Source organism: Deinococcus soli (ex Cha et al. 2016), assembly GCF_001007995.1.
In the GTDB taxonomy this organism is placed as follows: domain Bacteria; phylum Deinococcota; class Deinococci; order Deinococcales; family Deinococcaceae; genus Deinococcus; species Deinococcus soli.
On sequence record NZ_CP011389.1, the window covers coordinates 2170290 to 2188779 of the forward strand.

At 70.2% G+C, this 18490-nt stretch carries 19 protein-coding genes; 11 read left to right on the forward strand and 8 right to left on the reverse strand.

The window, feature by feature from the left end:
- Positions 1-89 precede the first annotated feature (89 nt).
- The 6 genes from SY84_RS10725 (at position 90) to SY84_RS10750 (ending at position 5875) form a co-directional block, all read left to right on the forward strand.
- Positions 90-986, forward strand: coding sequence for a DUF1206 domain-containing protein (locus tag SY84_RS10725; protein WP_081424570.1), 897 nt, complete (start codon positions 90-92; stop codon positions 984-986).
- A 46-nt stretch (positions 987-1032) separates the two neighbouring features.
- A complete protein-coding gene (locus SY84_RS10730; protein WP_046844001.1) occupies positions 1033-1425 on the forward strand; it encodes a methylglyoxal synthase in 393 nt (130 codons plus the stop codon).
- 77 nt (positions 1426-1502) lie between these two features.
- Positions 1503-3191 carry an HD domain-containing phosphohydrolase gene (locus SY84_RS15950; RefSeq protein ID WP_052751123.1) on the forward strand — a complete coding sequence of 563 codons (1689 nt, stop codon included), beginning with the start codon at positions 1503-1505 and terminating at the stop codon, positions 3189-3191.
- A 45-nt stretch (positions 3192-3236) separates the two neighbouring features.
- Positions 3237-4304 (forward strand): PP2C family protein-serine/threonine phosphatase, encoded by a 1068-nt coding sequence (locus SY84_RS10740; RefSeq protein ID WP_046844002.1) that lies wholly within the window; start codon positions 3237-3239, stop codon positions 4302-4304.
- 32 nt (positions 4305-4336) lie between these two features.
- A complete protein-coding gene (locus SY84_RS10745) occupies positions 4337-4714 on the forward strand; it encodes a RidA family protein (protein ID WP_046844003.1) in 378 nt (125 codons plus the stop codon).
- Between the two features lie 225 nt (positions 4715-4939).
- Positions 4940-5875 carry a magnesium transporter CorA family protein gene (locus SY84_RS10750; protein ID WP_046844004.1) on the forward strand — a complete coding sequence of 312 codons (936 nt, stop codon included), beginning with the start codon at positions 4940-4942 and terminating at the stop codon, positions 5873-5875.
- A gap of 70 nt (positions 5876-5945) precedes the next feature.
- Here the strand turns inward: SY84_RS10750 and SY84_RS10755 are convergent, their stop codons facing one another.
- The 5 genes from SY84_RS10755 to SY84_RS10775 form a co-directional block, all read right to left on the reverse strand.
- On the reverse strand, positions 5946-6302 hold the full coding sequence (locus tag SY84_RS10755; protein WP_046844005.1) for a DoxX family protein: 357 nt from the start codon (positions 6300-6302) through the stop codon (positions 5946-5948).
- Between the two features lie 235 nt (positions 6303-6537).
- Positions 6538-7269 carry a ribonuclease PH gene (gene rph, locus SY84_RS10760; RefSeq protein ID WP_046844006.1) on the reverse strand — a complete coding sequence of 244 codons (732 nt, stop codon included), beginning with the start codon at positions 7267-7269 and terminating at the stop codon, positions 6538-6540.
- Positions 7266-8111 carry a glutamate racemase gene (gene murI / locus SY84_RS10765; protein ID WP_046844007.1) on the reverse strand — a complete coding sequence of 282 codons (846 nt, stop codon included), beginning with the start codon at positions 8109-8111 and terminating at the stop codon, positions 7266-7268. The genes rph and murI overlap by 4 nt, the downstream gene beginning before the upstream one ends.
- A gap of 87 nt (positions 8112-8198) precedes the next feature.
- Entirely contained in the window at positions 8199-8477 is a 279-nt protein-coding gene (locus tag SY84_RS10770; RefSeq protein WP_046844008.1) for a hypothetical protein, read from the reverse strand.
- On the reverse strand, positions 8474-9697 hold the full coding sequence (locus tag SY84_RS10775; RefSeq protein WP_046844009.1) for a PLP-dependent aminotransferase family protein: 1224 nt from the start codon (positions 9695-9697) through the stop codon (positions 8474-8476). The genes SY84_RS10770 and SY84_RS10775 overlap by 4 nt, the downstream gene beginning before the upstream one ends.
- Positions 9698-9807: 110 nt before the next feature.
- On the opposite strand from SY84_RS10775, the gene fba reads away from it, so the two are divergent.
- From fba to SY84_RS10800, 5 genes are all read left to right on the forward strand, one after another.
- Positions 9808-10725, forward strand: a complete 918-nt coding sequence (fba, locus tag SY84_RS10780; RefSeq protein WP_046844010.1) for a class II fructose-1,6-bisphosphate aldolase — start codon at positions 9808-9810, stop codon at positions 10723-10725.
- A 116-nt stretch (positions 10726-10841) separates the two neighbouring features.
- Entirely contained in the window at positions 10842-11567 is a 726-nt protein-coding gene (locus SY84_RS10785; RefSeq protein WP_046844011.1) for a hypothetical protein, read from the forward strand.
- 101 nt (positions 11568-11668) lie between these two features.
- Positions 11669-14185 (forward strand): S8 family peptidase, encoded by a 2517-nt coding sequence (locus SY84_RS10790; RefSeq protein WP_046845147.1) that lies wholly within the window; start codon positions 11669-11671, stop codon positions 14183-14185.
- A gap of 121 nt (positions 14186-14306) precedes the next feature.
- Complete coding sequence (locus SY84_RS10795) at positions 14307-14723, forward strand: CBS domain-containing protein (RefSeq protein WP_046844012.1); 417 nt, start codon at positions 14307-14309, stop codon at positions 14721-14723.
- 113 nt (positions 14724-14836) lie between these two features.
- Positions 14837-15805, forward strand: coding sequence for an oxidoreductase (locus tag SY84_RS10800; RefSeq protein WP_046844013.1), 969 nt, complete (start codon positions 14837-14839; stop codon positions 15803-15805).
- A gap of 204 nt (positions 15806-16009) precedes the next feature.
- Here the strand turns inward: SY84_RS10800 and SY84_RS10805 are convergent, their stop codons facing one another.
- The 3 genes from SY84_RS10805 to SY84_RS10815 all read right to left on the reverse strand — a co-directional run bounded on the left by SY84_RS10805 (position 16010) and on the right by SY84_RS10815 (position 18379).
- Positions 16010-16912 (reverse strand): DnaJ C-terminal domain-containing protein, encoded by a 903-nt coding sequence (locus tag SY84_RS10805; protein WP_046844014.1) that lies wholly within the window; start codon positions 16910-16912, stop codon positions 16010-16012.
- Positions 16913-16944: 32 nt separating this feature from the next.
- Positions 16945-17616, reverse strand: coding sequence for a VF530 family DNA-binding protein (locus tag SY84_RS10810; RefSeq protein WP_245621324.1), 672 nt, complete (start codon positions 17614-17616; stop codon positions 16945-16947).
- A 115-nt stretch (positions 17617-17731) separates the two neighbouring features.
- Entirely contained in the window at positions 17732-18379 is a 648-nt protein-coding gene (locus SY84_RS10815; protein WP_157882961.1) for a nucleotide exchange factor GrpE, read from the reverse strand.
- Positions 18380-18490 lie beyond the last annotated feature (111 nt).

An 18490-nucleotide genomic window follows, 5' to 3' on the forward strand; every position in this document is an offset into this window, starting at 1 on the left:
GGACGTAAAGAAAACCCACAGGCCAGTTCAAGGCGCCTGAACGGCCGCCGCACCCGCGCCGCGCCTCCCCGGCACACACTGAAGGTCTCATGGCAGACCTCAAACACCTGGGCCAGCAGACGGCCAGCACCCTCAAAGGCGGCGTGGAAGGCGCGCAGCAGGCCGCCGCGCACGCCACCCGCCACGCCGCGCCCTGGCTGGAGGCCCTGGCCCGCTTCGGGTACGCCAGCAAGGGCGTCGTGTACGGCACGGTCGGCCTGCTGGCCCTGAGTGTGGCCCTGGGACGCGGCGGCGCCACCACCGACACCAAGGGCGCCCTGCTGCGGTTGCAGGACCTCCCGGCGGGCACGCTGCTGATCTGGCTGCTCACGCTGGGCCTGATCGGCTACGCGCTGTGGCAGCTGATCCGCGCTGCGCTGGACCCCGAGGATCAGGGGCACGAGGCCAAGGGGATCGTCAAGCGCGCCGGGTACGCCTTCAGCGGCGTGGCAAACCTCGCCCTGGCGTTCTTCACCGCGCGGCTGGCCCTGGCCGGGAACGCCGCCCGCTCGCAGAACAGCGAGGATCAGGTGGCAGGCACCGTCCTGAACCTCCCCGGCGGGCAGCTGTGGCTGGCCGTGGGCGGCCTGATCCTGCTGGCCGTCGCCGCAAACCAGCTGTACGTCGCCTACGGCGCAAAATTCATGAAACGCGTGACCTTCACCGACCTGCCCGCCCGCACCTGCGACGTCCTGAAACGTATCGGGCAGGTCGGCATTGCCTCACGCGGCGTACTGATGATCATCATCGGCGTGTTCGCCCTGCTGGCCGCGTGGCACCGCAAGGCCAGCGAAACCGTCGGCATCAGCGAGGCCCTGACCTGGCTGCGCACCCAGCCCAGCGGGAACCTGCTGCTGGGCGCCGTGGCGCTGGGCACCCTGTGCTACGGCGTGTGGTGCGTCGTGCAGGCCCGCTACCGCCGCATCCGGATCGAGGGCGCTGCCTGACCCACCCCGGTCCGGCCGGTCCGGCGCGCGTGAGACAATGCACCGCATGGCCCCCAACCCCAGCCGTCAGGTGGCACTGATCGCCCACGACAAGAAGAAACTCGAACTGGCCCTGTTCGCGCTGAACCACCGCGCCGTACTGGGCCAGTTTCATCTGGTCGCCACCGGCACGACGGGCGGCATCCTGGAAAAACAGACCGGCCTCCAGGTCGAGCGGGTGCTGTCCGGCCCGCTGGGCGGCGACCAGCAGATCGGCGCCCGGCTGGCCGAGGAACGCGTGCTGGCCGTGTTTTTCTTCCGCGACCCCCTGACCGCCCAGCCGCACGAGCCCGACGTGAGCGCCCTGGTGCGCCTGTGCGACGTGCACGACATCCCGCTGGCCACCAATCCCGCCAGTGCCGAGGCGCTGATGCTGTGGCTGCGTGAACAGCTCACGTGACCGGGACGCCCACCCGGCGGGGGACTACCTGTCAGGTGAATGCGTTTTCATCCCGCGGGTGATGTGATGACGCAGGCATGACCTGGACCAGCCTTCCCTGCGGAACTCCGGACGCCCTGAACCGCCCGGACCGCCAGCGCTGGGAGACCGCGCTGCACGACGCGCACGGCCGCGCCGAGCAGGCCCGCCGCCAGGGGAACGACCATCAGCTCGCCGCGGCCCTGCACGACCAGGGCACCGCCCTGAATCGCCTGGGTCGCCCCCGCGACGCGCTCGGCGTGCTCCTCGAGAGCGTCGCGTACCTGGGGCACGACCCGCACGGGCAGGCCCGCGCGTGGCGCGAGGCCGCCTTCGCGCACCTGAACCTCGCCAACGACACCGAGGCGCAGGAGTACCTCGCCCTCGCGCTGCGCCTCGCCCGTGACGCGGGTGACCTGACGCTGCAACTCGACCTGCTGGACGACCTCGCGACGCTGCACGCCACGCAGGGCGAAGCGCACGCCGCGTGCGACACGCTGCGCGCCAGCCTGCACCTGCGTCGCGCCCACCGACACCCCGACCTGACCCGCACCCTGGTCCGCCTGACCCTGAGCGAACTGGACCTCCCACCGCACGAGCAGCCCGCCAGCCTGACCCGCCGCGCCCAGGAACTCGCCGTGCTGGCGCCCCTCGAACCGCTCGGCGGGGAGAGCTGGGTGGCTCTCGCGCAACTGTACCTGCACCAGCAGCAGCCCGGGGCGGCCCTGCACGCCGCGCGCGAGGCCGAACCGCTACTGCGGGCCAGCGGCCAGACCCGCGCCGCGCTGCGCGCCCAGGCCACGCAGGCCCGCGCCGCGCTGGACCTCGGCCGCGCCGCGCAGGCGCAGGCCACCGTGCAGACCGCGCTGCGCGACCCCGCCGCGCCCGCCCACCCGCACGAGCACGCCGCGCTGCACCTGGTCGCCAGTGACGTCTGCGCGCACCTGGGCGACTACCCGCGCGCCCTGACCCACCACCGCGCCTACCACCAGCTGGACGCCCACACCCGCCACGCCCACCAGCAGGAACGCGCCCGCGCCGCGCAGGCCCGCGTGGCCCTGGACGCCACCCGCCACGAGGCCCGGCTGCACCGCCAGCGCAACGATGAACTCGAGGCGCTTGTGCAGGTCCGCACGCAGGAACTGCGCCGCAGCCAGCGGGCGGTCATCGACCTGCTCGCCAGCGCCGCCGAGTTCCGCGACGCGCCTCTGGGCCCCCACACCCGCTGGGTGGGGGACGCCACGACCGCCGTGGCCCGCCACCTGGGTCTGCCCGCCGCGCACGCCGAGGAACTCGGACTGGCCGCCCGGCTGCACGACGTCGGCAAGATCGGCATTCCCGACGCGATCCTCCTGAAGGAGGGCCCCCTGACGCCCGACGAGCGCGACATCATCGCCACGCACACCGGGCTGGGCGCGCAGCTGCTCACGCAGCCCGGCGCGGCCGACGGCGGCCCGCTGCTGCACCTCGCCGCGCAGATCGCCCTGTCCCACCACGAATGCTGGAACGGCAGCGGCTACCCCCGCGCGCTGCGCGGCGCGGATATCCCGCTGGGCGGACGGATCGTGCGGGTCGTGGACACCTTCGACGCACTCATCAGCGCCCGCCCGTACAAACCCGCCTGGACGGACGCGGACGCCCTGACGTATCTGCGCCGGCACGCCGGGACGCTCTTCGATCCGGCCTGCGTGCAGGCCATCACGGACCTGCATGCCGCCGCGCAGCTCCCCCCCCGCGACGCCAGCTGACGGGTCTACACCCGAACCCGCAGTCAGGTGGCTTATATTGAACTCATGCGCGCCCCCGCGACGCCCTCCCTGACGTCCGGTCTGTTGACCGACGTCGGTCGGCAGCGGCAGGGTGGCGTGAACCAGGACGCCGCCCTGGCACTTGACCTGCCGCAGGGTGGCCTGTACGCCGTGGCCGACGGCATGGGCGGCCACGCCGCCGGGGAACTCGCCGCAAACCTCGCGCTGGACGCCCTGAGCCAGCACTACCTCGACGGACGCGGCGCGCCGCCCGCCCGGCTGGCGCAGGCCGTGCAGGCCGCGAACATCGCCGTGCTGCGCCACGCGGTAGGCGAGTACGTCGGCATGGGCACCACCCTGCTCGCCGCGCTGGTCGACCGTGGGGCGGTGCTCATCGCGCACGTCGGGGACTCCCGCGCGTACCTGCTGCGCGGTTCGGAACTGCACCGCCTGACGGAGGACCACTCCTGGGTGGCCGAACAGGTCCGCCTGGGTCACATGACCGAGGCCGAGGCGCGCGACCACCAGTGGCGCAGCGTCGTCAGCAACGCCCTGGGCGGCGAGGAACGCGTCCGGCTGGAACTGCACGGCCTGCCCACCCAGGCCGGGGACCGCCTGCTGCTGTGCAGCGACGGCCTGAGCAGCGTCGTCACCGACGACGAACTGTGCGCCCTGCTCGCCCGGCCCCTGCCGCCCGAGACGACTGCCCGGCTGCTCGTAAACGCAGCCAACGACGGCGGCGGCCCCGACAACATCACCGCGCTGATCGTGGACGTGCAGCGCGACGCGGCCCTGCCCTCCTACGCGCTGCCCGCCCGGCGCGACGACGGCCCCATGTACATCGACGTGCTGCTCAGCACCCAGCGCGGCAACAGCCTGATGACGTACCTGCTGCTGATGATCGCGTACTTCACGCTGCTGGGCATCATGCTGCTGCCTGAGCGCCGCACTGTGCTCGGCGCGCTCGGGACCGCCATCCTGCTCGCGCTGCTGATCGGGCAGCGCGTCACGCAGCGCCGCCGCGCCCACACGCCACTCGGTACGCCCAGCGCGAGCCTGCACCCCGCCGCGCCCGCCCCTGCACGCGAACACGGCGTCACGCAGCCACGCTGAGACCCCACGCGCCGCCGGGTATGCTGCCGGTCATGAAAGACATCATCCAGACGCCCGACGCGCCCGCCGCCATCGGTCCGTACAGCCAGGCCACCGTCTTCGGGAACCTGGTGGTCACCAGCGGCCAGATTCCCCTGACGCCCGACGGCACCCTGGTGGAGGGCGGCATCACCGAGCAGACCGAGCAGGTCATCGCGAACCTCAAGGCGGTGCTGGCCGCCGCCGGGACCGATCTGGCGCGGGTCGTGAAGACCACGGTGTTCCTGGCCGACATGAACGAGTTCGCCGCCATGAACGCCGTGTACGAGACGCACTTCCCCGCCCCTTACCCGGCGCGCAGCACCGTGCAGGTCGCCCGGCTGCCACGCGACGTCCGCGTGGAGATCGAGGTGCTCGCCGAGCGCCACTGACCGCCACCGGGTGAGGCGCGAGGGGGTGGCCCTCGCCCCTTGCCGCGCCCCATACGGCGGGGCTAGCATGGGTCCCGCCGCGCCCCGCAGAGGCGCGCGACCCCCGAGGAGGTGATGACGTGACCCCAGACCCCCACACCCTGGACGGCGAACCGCCCAGTCGACCTCTGACCACGCCCCACCCATCCCCGGAGGTCGCCCCATGCTCCACCCTGAAGGCCGCGCATGCTGACGTACTACCGCAGCGTCGGCGGCAAACTGAACACCATTGACGGCTACATCGACGGCTGCTGGATCAACGCCGCCGACCCCAGCCCCGAAGAACTCGCCCGCGTCGCCCGTGAAACCGGCCTGGACCTGGATTACCTGTCCTACCCGCTCGACCCGGACGAACGCTCCCGCTTCGAGCGGGAAGACGGGCAGCTGCTGATCATCATGCAGACCAGCTACCGGCTGGCCGAGGACAGCGACATCCCCTACGACACCGTCCCGCTGGGCATCCTGCACACCGACCACTGCCTCGTGACGGTGTGCGCCCTGCCGGAGAACCCGGTCATCAAGGACGTGCTGGGCGGCCTGGTGCGCCGCGTGAGCACCGTCAAGAAGAACCGCCTGACGCTGCAGCTGTTCCTGCGCAACGCCCAGCGGTTCCTGATCGACGTGCGGCAGATCAACAAGCGCGTGGACGCCATCGAGGACAAGCTGGAAAACAGCCAGCAGAACCGCGAGCTGCTGAACCTCCTGAAACTCGAGAAGAGCCTCGTGTACTTCCTGACCGGCCTGAAGGCGAACGAGGCCATGATGGAACGCGTCAAACGCGACCGCATCTTCGAGATGTACGAGGAGGACAGCGACCTGCTCGACGACGTCCTGATCGAGAACCTCCAGGCCATTGAGATGGCGTCCATCGCCAGCAACATCCTGACCAGCATGGCAGGTGCTTTTGCCAGCGTGATCAGCAACAACGTCAATCAGGTCGTGAAGGTCCTGACCGTGACGACCATCCTCGTGGCCATCCCGACGCTGGTCACCAGCGTGTTCGGCATGAACGTCCCCATTCCCTTCCACGACAGCCCGGAAGGCATCTGGATCGTGCTGGGTCTGGCCGTGGCCCTCGCCGTGGCCGTGGCCGGGATCTTCTACCGCCTGCGCGTGCTGTAGAAGGTTGATGGTGAACAGGTGATGGTTGATAGAGGGTCACCCCACCTATCAACCATCACCTTTCAACCGTTTACTCCTTGCTGACGATCAGGAGCGCGCCGAACAGCGCGAGGTTCTTCAGGAACTGCGTCTGCTGCTGCTGCCGCTCCTTGCCCTGCTTGTCCCAGAAGGGATGGCCGATCACGGTGGTGGGAATGAGGCTGGCGGCCAGGGCCACGCTGGCCGGGCGGGACAGCAGGCCCGCCGCCATCAGCGCGCCCGCGCCTACCATCACGCCGCTGTTGACCTTCACGGCCAGTTCGGGTTCCGGCACTTCCGCGCCGCGCGCCGCGCGCACGATGGGTTCGGGGTTCTGCAGGTGATCCAGGCCGCTCTTGATGAAGATGCTCGCGAGCAGCGCCCGCCCGATGAATCTCGTCACACTCATGCCTTGCCCTCCTTGAACTGTCCCGGAGTCTAGCGCAGGCACGCCCTGCCCTCGTGCGCCCCCACGCTTGGGCAACCCTTCAGTGAAGCGGAGCGGGGCTCATACGGGTTCCGTCTGTTTCGTTAACAACCCGCAACCGCACCGGGTTGCCAACTCCACGCCCGGAACCCGTTTCTCTCCTTCTCGCATCGGCTCGGGTTGAAAGATTTTGCAAACCTTTTAACCGGAGTTCTTGTTACATGCCCTGGATGACGGACAGCTGCCGGGTCAGGTCCGCCATGATGTCCTGCACGGCGCGCGTGCCGGTGGCGAGCATGCCCACGTACTCGTCGTGCGTCAGCACGCCTTCCTCCGCGCCGCCCTGCACCTCGACGATCAGGCCGTCACTCGTGGCGACCACGTTCAGGTCCGCGCGGGCCACCTTGTCCTCGGCGTAATCGAGGTCCACGCGGATCTCCGAGCCGACCAGCCCGACGCTGACCGCCCCGATGTTCCGCGAGATGGGCCAGTCGGTGAGGCGGCCCTTCTGGATCAGGCGGTCGCAGAAGTCATGCAGCGCCGCGTGGCCCGCCAGGATGCTCGCCACGCGCGTCCCGCCGTCCGCGACCAGCACGTCGCAGTCCACGTACAGTGTCTGGTTGCGGAAGTAACGCAGGTCCATCCCGGCGCGCAGCGCGCGGCCCAGCAGCCGCTGGATCTCGTGACGACGGCCGTTCTGGAGGTTCCGTTCGCGGGCCTGCCGGTCGTTCGTGGCGCGCGGCAGCATGGAGTACTCGGCGGTCAGCCAGCCTTCCTTGCTGCCGCGCATATGCGGCGCGGCCTTCTCTTCCAGCGTGACGGTCGCGAGGATCTCGGTGCGGCCCATGATCAGGTGCGCGCTGCCGGGCGCGTGCGGGTTCACGCCCCGCTTGACGGTGACGGGACGGGGCGTGAGGAGGTCGCGGCCTTCGCGGATGGGCTGGGTCATGTCTGTATGCGCTCGATTCTGGGCAGAGCCCGGTGAACTTCCCCCTCATTCTGCACGTTCGCGGGCCCCAGCGCACGGGACAGCAGCTCGGTGATGACCGGTGCGGCCCGCGCAGGGTCGCCCGTCACGAGGAACCCCTCGGTCCCGCCCGAGGTCCGCGCGCTCAGCAGGCCGCGCTCCTCCAACACCCGCCGCGTGTGCCGCGCGACCGCTGCGCCGCTGTCCAGCAGCGTGAACGTGTCCCCGAACTCCGCGCGGATGCTGCCCGCCAGGAACGGGTAGTGCGTGCAGCCCAGCACCAGCCCGTCCGCCCCGGCCTGGGCGACCGGGGTCAGGATCTCGCGCAGCACCTCACGCGCCCGCGCGGAGTCCGCCTGCCCCGCCTCCACCAGCGGGACCAGTTCGGTACTCACGGCCTTCAGCACCTGCACACCCGCCGGGTCCGCGAACTCGCGGATCACGTCCGCCAGCAGCGTCCCGCGCATCGTGCCCGGCGTCGCCAGCACCCCCACCACCCCCGACCGGGTCGAGAGCACCGCCGGTTTCACCGCCGGGACCAGCCCGATCACCGGCATGTCGAAGCGCGAACGCAGGTCGCCCAGGCTGAACGCCGACGCCGTGTTACACGCCACCACCACGCCCTTCACGCCCCGCGCGTGCAGCGCCGACACCGCCCGCGCCGTCAGGTCACGGATCTCCCCGTCGGGCCGCGCGCCGTACGGGACGTGCGCCGTGTCCGCCAGGTACAGCAGGTCCTCGCCCGGCAGTGCCCGCCGCAGGTCCCCCAGGACACTCAGGCCGCCCACGCCACTGTCGAACACGCCAAGCGGTGCGTCACTCATCGCGCCTGATGATACGGGGACGGGCAGACACGGACGCAGGGCTGTGGGCTCTGAGCTTTGAGGGCGAGGCGGGTGTGTCGGGTGTGTTCAGGACGACTGGCGGTCCAGGGCCTCGATCGCGGCGACCGCCACGGCCGCCACCTGGATCAGCTCGTCGCGGTATTCGCTCAGCGGGCGGCGGCCCCGCGTGACGGCCCGCTTGTCGAAAGTGGGATGCAGATGCTCGAACGCCGCCTGATTCGCCTCGCCGACCTCCTCCGCGAGGATCATCAGCCAGGTGGCCGGGTCGTGCGCCTGAGGGCCCCACTTCGCGTCCTGACGTTCCCGTTCGCCGCGCACCTCGTGCAGAACGGCGTCCAGGCTCACAGCCCCAGCGCCTCGCGCAGCGTGTCGCCCAGCGCGTGGATGCCCCGCGTGATCTGTTCGGGCGTGGCGTTGCTGTAGCTGAGGCGCATGGTGTTCTCGCCGCCGCCCAGGGCGTAGAAGGGACTGCCGGGCACGTACGCGACCTTGCGCTGTACGGCGCGGGGCAGCAGCGCCTGGGTGTCCACGCCCTGCGGGAGGGTCAGCCACAGGAACATGCCGCCCTCGGGCGTGGTGGTCTGCACCCCGGCGGGGAAGTCCGCGTGGATGCGCTCCAGCATCAGGCGGGCGCGTTCGCCGTACGCCTGCCGGACCCGTTCGATCTGGCGGGGCAGGACGCTGTCCACGAGTTCCGCGATGATCATCTGGTTGAAGGTCGGCGTGTGCAGGTCCGCGCCCTGCTTCGCCTGGATGAGTTTATTGATGATCGGCGCGGCGGCCTGCACCCACGCGTCGCGCAGGCCCGGCACCAGGGTCTTGCTGAAGGAACTGGAGTAGATGACGTGGTTGCGGTCCGCGTCGCCGTGCAGGTCCAGGCCCAGGCTGTAGAGGCTGGGTGCGGCCTCACCGGTGAAGCGCAGCTGCCCGTACGGGTCGTCCTCGATCAGCAGGACGCCGTGCTGCGCCGTGAGTTCCACGAGGCGGCGACGACGCTCGGCGCTCAGGGTGCGGCCGGTGGGGTTCTGGAAGTTCGGCACGGCGTACAGCAGCTTCGCGCGCGTGGTCTTCAGCACTTCTTCCAGGGCGTCCACGTCGATGCCACCCTCGTCGGTGGGCACCTGCACGTACCTGGGCAGGTACGGCTGGAAGGACTGCAGCGCGCCCAGGTACGTGGGGGCCTCCACGAGCACCACGTCCCCCTCGTCGATCAGGACCTTGCCGAGCAGGTCCAGGCCCTGCTGGCTGCCGGTCACGATCTGCACGTTCCGCGCTGGTATGCCCGCCTGCGCGCCGATCCACTCGCGCAGCGGCGCGTGGCCCTCGGTCGTCGAGTACTGCAGCGCCGCCGGGCCGTACACGTCCAGTACGCGGTTGCTCGCGGCGCGGACCTCGTCCAGCGGGAACAGTTCCGGCGCGGGCAGCCCTCCGGCGAAACTGATCACGTCCGGCTGCTGCGTGACCTTCAGGATCTCGCGGATGGCGCTGGCCGTCATGCTCCGCGCACGGCGCGACAGCGTGCCGTCCAGATCGAAGGCCAGCGGGGCGGGGGAAGGGGTGGTCATGCCCGCATGGTAGTCCCCTGTCTACCCCGCGCGGCCCAGTCATGTGGACGGCCCCCGAGTGTGACCAGCGTCACTCCGGGTAGAGTGGGGACGCTCAAGGAGGTATTCACATGCTCGTCACCGGTAACGACATCCTGATTCCCGCCCGCGCTGGCCAGTACGGCGTCGGTTCGTTCAACACCAACAACATGGAGATCACCCAGGCGATCATCCACACCGCCGAGCGGCTGCGCAGCCCCGTCATGGTGCAGATGAGCGAGGGCGCCATCAAGTACGGCGGCCAGGACCTCGCCAACATCGTCATCGACCTCGCCAAGAGGGCCACCGTGCCCGTCGCGCTGCACCTCGACCACGGCAGCTCCTACGAGAGCGCGCTGAAGGCCATCAAGATGGGCTTCACCAGCGTCATGATCGACGCCTCCCACCACGGCTTCGAGGACAACGTCAAGGAAACGAAACGTGTCGTGGAAGCCGCGCACGCCATGGGCATCAGCGTGGAAAGCGAACTCGGTCGCCTGGGCGGCATCGAGGAGCACATCGTCGTGGATGAGAAGGACGCCTTCCTGACCGACCCCGAGGAAGCCGTGCAGTTCATCGAGCAGACCGGCACCGACTACCTCGCCATCGCCATCGGCACCAGCCACGGCGCGTTCAAGGGCAAGGGCCGCCCCTACATCGACCACGCGCGCATCGAGAAGATCGCCAGCCTCACCGGCATTCCCCTCGTCGCGCACGGCAGCAGCGGCGTGCCGCAGGAGATCGTCGAGCGCTTCCGCGCCGCCGGCGGGCAGATCGGCGAGGCCGCCGGCATCGCCGACGAGGACCTGCAGCGCGCCACGCAGTTCGGGATCGCCAAGGTGAACGTGGACACCGACCTGCGTCTGGCCAGTACCGTCGGCATCCGCGAGGCCCTGACCGCCAACCCGAAGGAATTCGACCCCCGCAAGATCTTCGGCCCGGCCCGCGACGTCATGAGCCAGGTCATCGAGCACAAGATGCGCGTGCTCGGCAGCGTCGGCAAGGCCTGAGCCTTCCCGGCAGGCGGTCGGTCCCGGGTCAGCTGATCCGGGACTGACCGCCGTATTCATCTTCGGGCCGCCTGACAGCGGGAAACTCTCACCCGGCGGCTCTATTCTCACCTTGAATGAGAGCGGCGCGGTTCACAACCTGGAGTGCGGTGACCCTGGGCGCGCTCGGCGCCGCCCTGGCCGTCTCGACCAGTGTCCCGCCCCCGCTGCCCTCCGGGTGGCAGGCGAAGATCGGCACCCTGCTCCCCCAGGCCGGGCAGACCGTCACGCTGCTCGAACGGCGCCCCAGCATCTCCACGGTCGCGCTTGAACTCGTCGTGGCCGGGGCCGGCGGGGACCGCGAGGTGCTGCGGCAGGTCACCGCGACCGCCGCGCGCGGCGTGGCCCCCACCTACGACAAGCGGCTGAACATCAGCGCCGAGGACTTCAAGCGCTACATCGTCTTCCAGAACACCCTGGCGTCCACCGGGAAGACCTTCCGCCTGAGCGTCAGCCGCGACGCGACCCGCGTCAGTTTCGGGGACGGCCCGTACATGAACGGGGTCCTGAAAGGCGTCAGTATCGACCTGAAGACCGGCGAGATGCGCGGCCCGGAGGGCTTCAGCGCCCGCCCGGTCGCCGTGCCCGCCAACGACGACCCCGAACGGGGTCTGCTGATCCGCAGCGGCTTCCAGTGGCGTATGAACGGCAACAACGCCCAGATCGGCAACGGCGTGCGCGGCACGCTGAACCTGCTTCAGCTCGGCAGTGGCCGCGTCCTGCTGAGTTACACCCGCAAGAGCATGATCGACCGCAAGGTCGACGACTTCGACCGGGAACTGATCGTCGAGTACACCCGCTGACCCGCCCCGCCCGCGGCTGATGCGCGCCTGACCGGACGTCAAGGTCTCCTCACGTTCCGTTCAGAGGCCGTCACGCGCCACCCCCTAGGCTGGGCCTCATGATGAAGCGAAACCTCCTGATGCTCGGCGCGGCCCTGACCCTGGGCGGCCTGAGCGAAGCCAACGCCGGGCGCCTGTCCCCGACGTTGCTGCAACGCGCCCAGAAGGGCGACCAGACCCAGGTGGGCGTGATCGTCCGCTTCCAGTTCGCCAACGACGCCCGCGGCCGGGCGCAGTTCAAGAACCTGCGCGGGCAGCTCGCCAGCCGCCTCGCCGCGCTCGGCCCCGCCGCCGGGTTCATCGGGCAGGCGCTCAACTCCGGCAAGGCCACCCAGCTGTGGCTGGACCAGAGCATCTACCTGCCCATGACGCCCGTGCAGGCCCGCGCCGTGGCGATGCTCCCGATCGTCAGTGACGTGTTCGAGAACTTCAAGGTACAGATCCCCAAACCGCAGCGTGCCGTCGCCCTGAGCGCCGCCGCCGCCGCGCCCGGCGAGGCCTGGCACCTCGCCAAGATCGGCGCGCCACAGGCCTGGACCGCCGGATTCAAGGGCCAGGGCATCAAGATCGGCCACCTGGACAGCGGCATCGACGCCAATCACCCGCAGCTGAACGGGAAGGTCGCCGCGTTCGCAGAGTTCAACGCGGACGGGGACCGCGTCCCGAATGCCGCCGCGCGCGACACCACCAACCACGGCACGCACACCGCGGGCCTGCTGGTCGGTGACACGGTCGGCGTGGCGCCCAGCGCGAAGGTCATCAGCGCGCTGGTCCTCCCGAACAACGAGGGCACCTTCGCGCAGGTCATCGCGGGCATGCAGTACGTCCTCGACCCGGACAACAACGCCGACACCGACGACGGCGCCGACGTCGTGAATATGAGCCTTGGCATTCCCGGCACGTACGACGAGTTCATCGTGCCTGTGCAGAACATGCTCAAGGCGGGCGTGGTGCCGGTGTTCGCCATCGGGAACTTCGGGCCGACCTCGGCCAGCACCGGTAGCCCCGGCAACCTGCCCGACGCGATCGGCGTGGGCGCCGTGGGCCAGGACGGCCAGGTGGCCAGCTTCAGCAGCCGCGGGCCCGTGAACTGGAACAGCACCATCAAGGGCGTGTTCACCAAGCCCGACATCGCCGCGCCCGGCGTGGAGATCACCAGCGCCTTCCCGAACGGACAGTACGGCGCGCTCAGCGGGTCCTCGCAGGCCAGCCCCATCGCGGCGGGCGCCGTGGCCCTGCTGCTGTCCGCCAAGCCCGGTACCAGTGTGGACGGCATCAAGAACGCGCTGTACACCAGCGCCAGCAACGCGGGCAGCAAGAACAACAACGTGGGCTTCGGTCAGATCAGTGTGCCCGGCGCGATGGGCAAACTGGGCGTGAACCTGGGCGGCACCCCTGCGCCCGCCCCGACACCTGCACCGGCCCCCACGCCTGCGCCGACCCCCGCCCCGACGCCTGCGCCGACGCCGGCCCCCACCCCCGCGCCTGCTCCCACCGGCCCCAGTGGCTACACGCTGTGCGCCCTGGAAGGCAGCAAGTGCGACTTCAGCGGGCAGAAGGACGCCGCGTTCGGCACCGCCGGGAAGTACCTGACGGGCGTCGGCACCGACGGCTTCAACTGCACGGTCGCCGAGTGGGGCCGCGACCCCGCCCCGGGCCTGAGGAAGGGCTGCTTCATCAAGGACCGCCCCGGCACGCCTGCGCCCACCCCGGCACCCGCCCCGACCCCCGCGCCCAGCACCGGCAAGAAACCCACCGTCATGCTCGTCGATGACGACATGGGCCAGGGTGCCGACGTGACGGCCGCGCTGCGTGACGCCATCAAGGCCAACGCCGCGACTGGTGGGGCCTTCGTGTGGAACACCCAGAGCCAGGGCGCCGTGCCCCTGAGCGAACTCAAGCGCGCGGACATCGTCGTCTGGGCGACCGGCGAGCAGTACCAGAACACCATCACCCCCGCCGACCAGAACACCTTGCAGCAGTACGTGGCGGGCGGCGGGAACCTCCTGATCACCGGGCAGGACATCGGCTACGACATCGGCACCAGCGCCTTCTACACCGGCACCCTGAAGACCCGCTTCGTGGCGGACAGCAGCGGTCAGGCGAAATTCGTGACGCGCGGCGCGTTCGGCAGCACCGCCTTCACCCTGAACGCCCAGGGCAGCGCCGCCAACCAGTACTACCCCGACGTGATCGCCGACCAGGGCGGCAGCAGCGTAGTCGCCTCGTGGGGCACCGCGAACGCCACCGCCGGAACGATCACCGCGCAGAGCATCCGCGTGGACCCCAACCGCACCCGCGCCGCGCAGAAGGTGCAGGACCCGCGCGGTCTGGTCGAGCGGCTGGCCGCGAACATCCTGGGTGGCGTGCTGAACCAGATCCTGGGCGGCAACACCCAGGCGCAGGGCCAGAACCGCCCCCGCGTCAGCGCCCAGTCCGCCGGCGAGAACGCCGGGGCGATCGTCGCCAACGACGCCGGGAAGTACCGCACCGTCACCATGGGCTTCGGCATGGAGGGCCTGACCCCCAACAGCCGCAACATCCTGATGAAGACCGCCTTCGACTGGCTGATGAAGTAACCGCACCCCTCAGGGCCGCCCGCGCACCCGCGTGGGCGGCTTTCCGTTGCCTCAAGACTTTCCCCACCCGGCTTGGGCAAGCTCCCACGCAGCCCGGACGGGCGGGGGGTACGGTCAGGGCATGACCACCCTGCGCGACATCATGACCACCGACCTGACCACCACCGATCCCCGCGCCACCCTGAAGGAGGTGGCCACGCTGATGCGCGAGCAGGACATCGGCAACGTGCTCATCATGGACGGCGATACGCTGAGCGGCATCATCACCGACCGGGACATCGTGATCCGCGCCGTGGCGTACGGGCACGACCTGGGCAGCGCCGCGACCGACTACGCCACCGGCAGCGTGTTCACGATGGACGCGGACACCAGCGTGCAGGACGCCGCGAAAGCCATGGCGGACCGCCAGCTGCGCCGCCTGCCCGTCACGGACGGCGCGAAGGTCGTCGGGATCGTGAGCCTCGCGGACCTCGCCACGCGCGCCAGCGGCGGCGCAGACGAACAGGCGCTGCAAGGCATCAGCCAGCCCACGATCTGAACCGGGGCACAGGGGCGGCCAGGGGGACACCCTGGCCGCCCCCTCTTGAGCATTCCTCCATCCTGTGAGCCACGCGTTGACTTCGAGCGCACGCGAAGGACTACGGTGTCCCCATGACCCCGATCAAGAGCCCACTGGCCCCCCGCGCCGCCGCCGCCGACCTCCTGAAAGGCACCGACCTGACCGGCCAGACCGCCGTCGTGACTGGCGCGGCCTCCGGGCTGGGCGTCGAGACGGTCCGCGCCCTGCTGGGCGCCGGGGCGCGCGTGATCATGCCTGTCCGCGACACTGCGCGCGGCGAGGAGGTCGCCCGTGACCTCGCCCAGGCCACCGGGAACAGCGACGTGCACGTCCTGCACCTCGATCTCGGCTCCCTCGCGTCGGTGCGGCAGGCCGCCGGGGAGCTCCTCGCGCTCGCCCCGCAGATCAGGATGCTCATCAACAACGCGGGCGTCATGGCCACCCCGCAGGGCCAGACCGCCGACGGCTTCGAGACGCAGTTCGGCACGAACCACCTGGGGCACTTCCAGCTGACCCGGCTGCTGATGCCCGCGCTGCTGGCCGCCGCGCCCGCCCGGGTCGTGGCCCTGAGCAGCAGCGGTCACCGCATCAGCGACATCCGCTGGGACGACCCGAACTTCCGGGCGACCCCCTACGATCCCTGGCAGGCGTACGGCCAGAGCAAGACCGCCAACGCCCTGTTCGCCGCCGAACTCAATCGCCGCTACGCCAACCAGGGCGTCACCGCGAACGCCGTGCATCCCGGCGGGATCATGACCGGCCTGCAGAAGCACATGCCCGCAGGTGAGGCGCAGCGGCGCGGCTGGATCGACGAGAACGGCGTGCCCAACCCCGCCTTCAAGACTCCCGCGCAGGGTGCCAGCACCAGCGTCTGGGCCGCCACCGCGCCCGAACTGGACGGCGTGGGCGGCCTGTTCCTTGAGGACCTCCAGCAGAGCACCCCGCTGGACGAGGACAGCCCCAACCCGATGTTCGGCTACAAGCTCCACGCGCTCGACGCGGACAGCGCCCGCCGCCTGTGGACCCTCAGTGAGGAACTGATCGACCAGACCGGGAAGTGATACGGGATTCAAGTGATTCCACGCCATTCGGACTCGCCCGGTAGCCCCCTCACCCTTCCGTCGCTTCGCTCCTCCCGCCCTCTCCCACATGGGGAGAGGGGACCACGGAACGTGACCACATTGGAAGCAAGTCAATTTAATTCCGTATAAAGCCGCAACAGAAACGCCTCCGACCAGACGGGTGGAGGCGTTTCTGTTGCGGCTTTACCCGAGGTCGCGCAGTCGGCGGTACAGCTCCTTCTGCTCGTCGCTTAGGGTGGTGGGCACCGTGACGTTCAGGCGGACGTACAGGTCGCCGCGCGTCCCGTCCTTCTTCGGCCAGCCCTGCCCGCGCAGGCGCATGCGCCGCCCGCCGCTGCTGCCGGGGGGCACGCTCAGGTTCCCCTTGCCGCTCAGGGTCTGCACGGTCACGTCCCCGCCCAGCGCGGCAACCGGGGCGGGCACGTCCACGCTGGTGGTCAGGTGGTTGCCGTCCAGGTCGAATCGGGCGTCCTCCAGTACGCGGATGGTCAGCAGCACGTCCCCGCCGCCCGGGCCCTGCCCGGCCAGCCGCAGGCGTGCGCCGTCGCGCGTGCCCGCCGGGACGCGCAGGCTCAGGCGTTTGCCGTCCACGTTGATGACCTCATCAGAGCCGCTGAAGGCTTCCTCCAGCGTGACCTGCAACTCGCCTTCCACGTTCTGCACGAAGCGGCGGCTCTGCCCCGCGCCGCCCAGGCCGCCGCCGAGCAGGTCCTCGAGGTTCACCTGCGCGCCGCCCTGGAAGCCCGCGCCGCCCCGGCGCCCGGCCCCGCCGAACAGCCCCTGGAAGAAGTCGCTGAACTGCGAGCCGTCGAAGCCGCCGAAGTCGCCACCCTGGAAGCCGCCGCCCTGGTAGCCGGGGGGCACCTGCCCGGTGTGCCCGAACTGGTCGAACACCTTGCGTTTCTCCGGGTCGCTGAGGACCGCGTAGGCCTCGCCGATCTCCTTGAACTTCTCGGCGGCCTTCTCGTCCCCGGCGTTCTTGTCCGGGTGGTACTGCTTGGCCAGTTTGCGGTACGCGCTCTTGATGTCCGCGTCGGACGCGCCGCGGGACACGCCCAGCACGTCGTAGTAATCCTTGTACGCCATGACTCCCTCCTCTCCTGTGCCCCGTTACGGCCTTACGCGCCCAGCTGTTCCAGGCGGTTGAGGACCACCCGCAGGCCGTACGCCGTGGCAATCTCGCGGGCGGTCACGCCGCGCCGGTCCGCCTGCCCCGGCTTCGCGCCGCGCGCCACGAGCAGGTCCAGCACGTCCGTGCGCGGCGCCCGGCGGCCGTCCCGGTACGCCTGCCCTTCCACGTCCACGCTGTGCAGCAGCGGCAGCCAGTAGCGCGGGTCGTCCGGCAGTGCCCCCGCCTGCAGCAGCGCCCGGACGAACGTGGGCGGCGCGTCCCGGTCGATGGCGAGGTTCAGCAGTGGCAGCGTCGAGGTGCCCGGCCAGAAGTTCACGTCCTGCACGCGACCCAGCAGGGCCAGCAATTCTGCCTCGGCCACGCCGTGCCGCAGCGCCCAGCCCAGCGCCTCGTGCGTCTTCGTCTGGCTGGGTGCCTGCACCTCGTCCGTCAGGGTACCGGCCTTGAGCGCCTCGATCAGCGGGTTGGCGTTCTCGCGCTGCACGAGCCGCACGTACTCGCCTTCCACCTGCTCGCGCGCCCAGCCTTCCTTGCGCAGCAGCTTCAGACTGCTCGTCACACTGGGGTTGCTCTGAAAGCACTTCACCGGAATGCGCCGCGCGAGCTCGTCCCAGCCGTACTCGGCCTGGAGGTGCGTCACGACGCGCTCCAACGTCACGCCATGCAGCGGATCGCGCGGCGCAGCGGATGGTGAGCGGTTGATGGTTGATGGAGCCGCAGGGGCCTCAGCCGACGCCGTCTTGTCCTCTCTGTCAACCATCAACGGTCACCTCTCAACCCTTCCTGCTCACGACGACGCGCGCGGGGCGCACGAGGCGATCGCCCATGCGGAAGCCCAGCTGGTACACCTGCACGATCACGTCGTCCTCGTCGCCGGGCACGACCTGAAGCGCCTCGTGCCACTGCGGGTCGAAAGCCTCGCCTTCCTTGCCGGTCGCTTCCAGGCCCAGGCCCGCGAACACGCCCAGGATCTTGCCCTGCACGGCCTGCATGCCGGGAATCAACTTGGCGGGGTCGGCGGCGCCCATGGTCACGGCGCGATCCATGTCGTCGTACACGGGCATCAGCGCCTCGGCGGCCTTGCTCACGCCCTGGCCCTGCGCGGCGTTCACGTCCTCCTGGGTGCGGCGGCGGTAGCTGTCGAAGTCGGTCGCCAGGCGGGCCAGACGGCCCCTGAGGTCGGCGTTCTCCTTCTCCAGTTCGTCGGCGCGTTCCAGTTTCGCCATCATCTCCTGCACCTGCCCGAGCATGCCCTCGTCCAGGCCGTCCATGCCGGGGAAGGCGGTCTCGGCGTCCTCGGCCATGTTGTCGGCCTCGGTGTCGGGGATGTCCAGGCCGTCCTCGCTGACGGTCTTCGGGGTGCTGTCGGGGGCGGGTTTGTGCTGGTCGTCGGTCATCTTGGGGCCTCTCTTGCGGAACATTCGTTCCAGCTTAGTCGCACGGCGGGTGAAGGTTCGGAGAACCGCTCAGCCCGGGCGGAATCTGCTGTGTCTGTGGGGCAGGGGAGAGGCGGCGCGCTGGCCGTCCTCTCC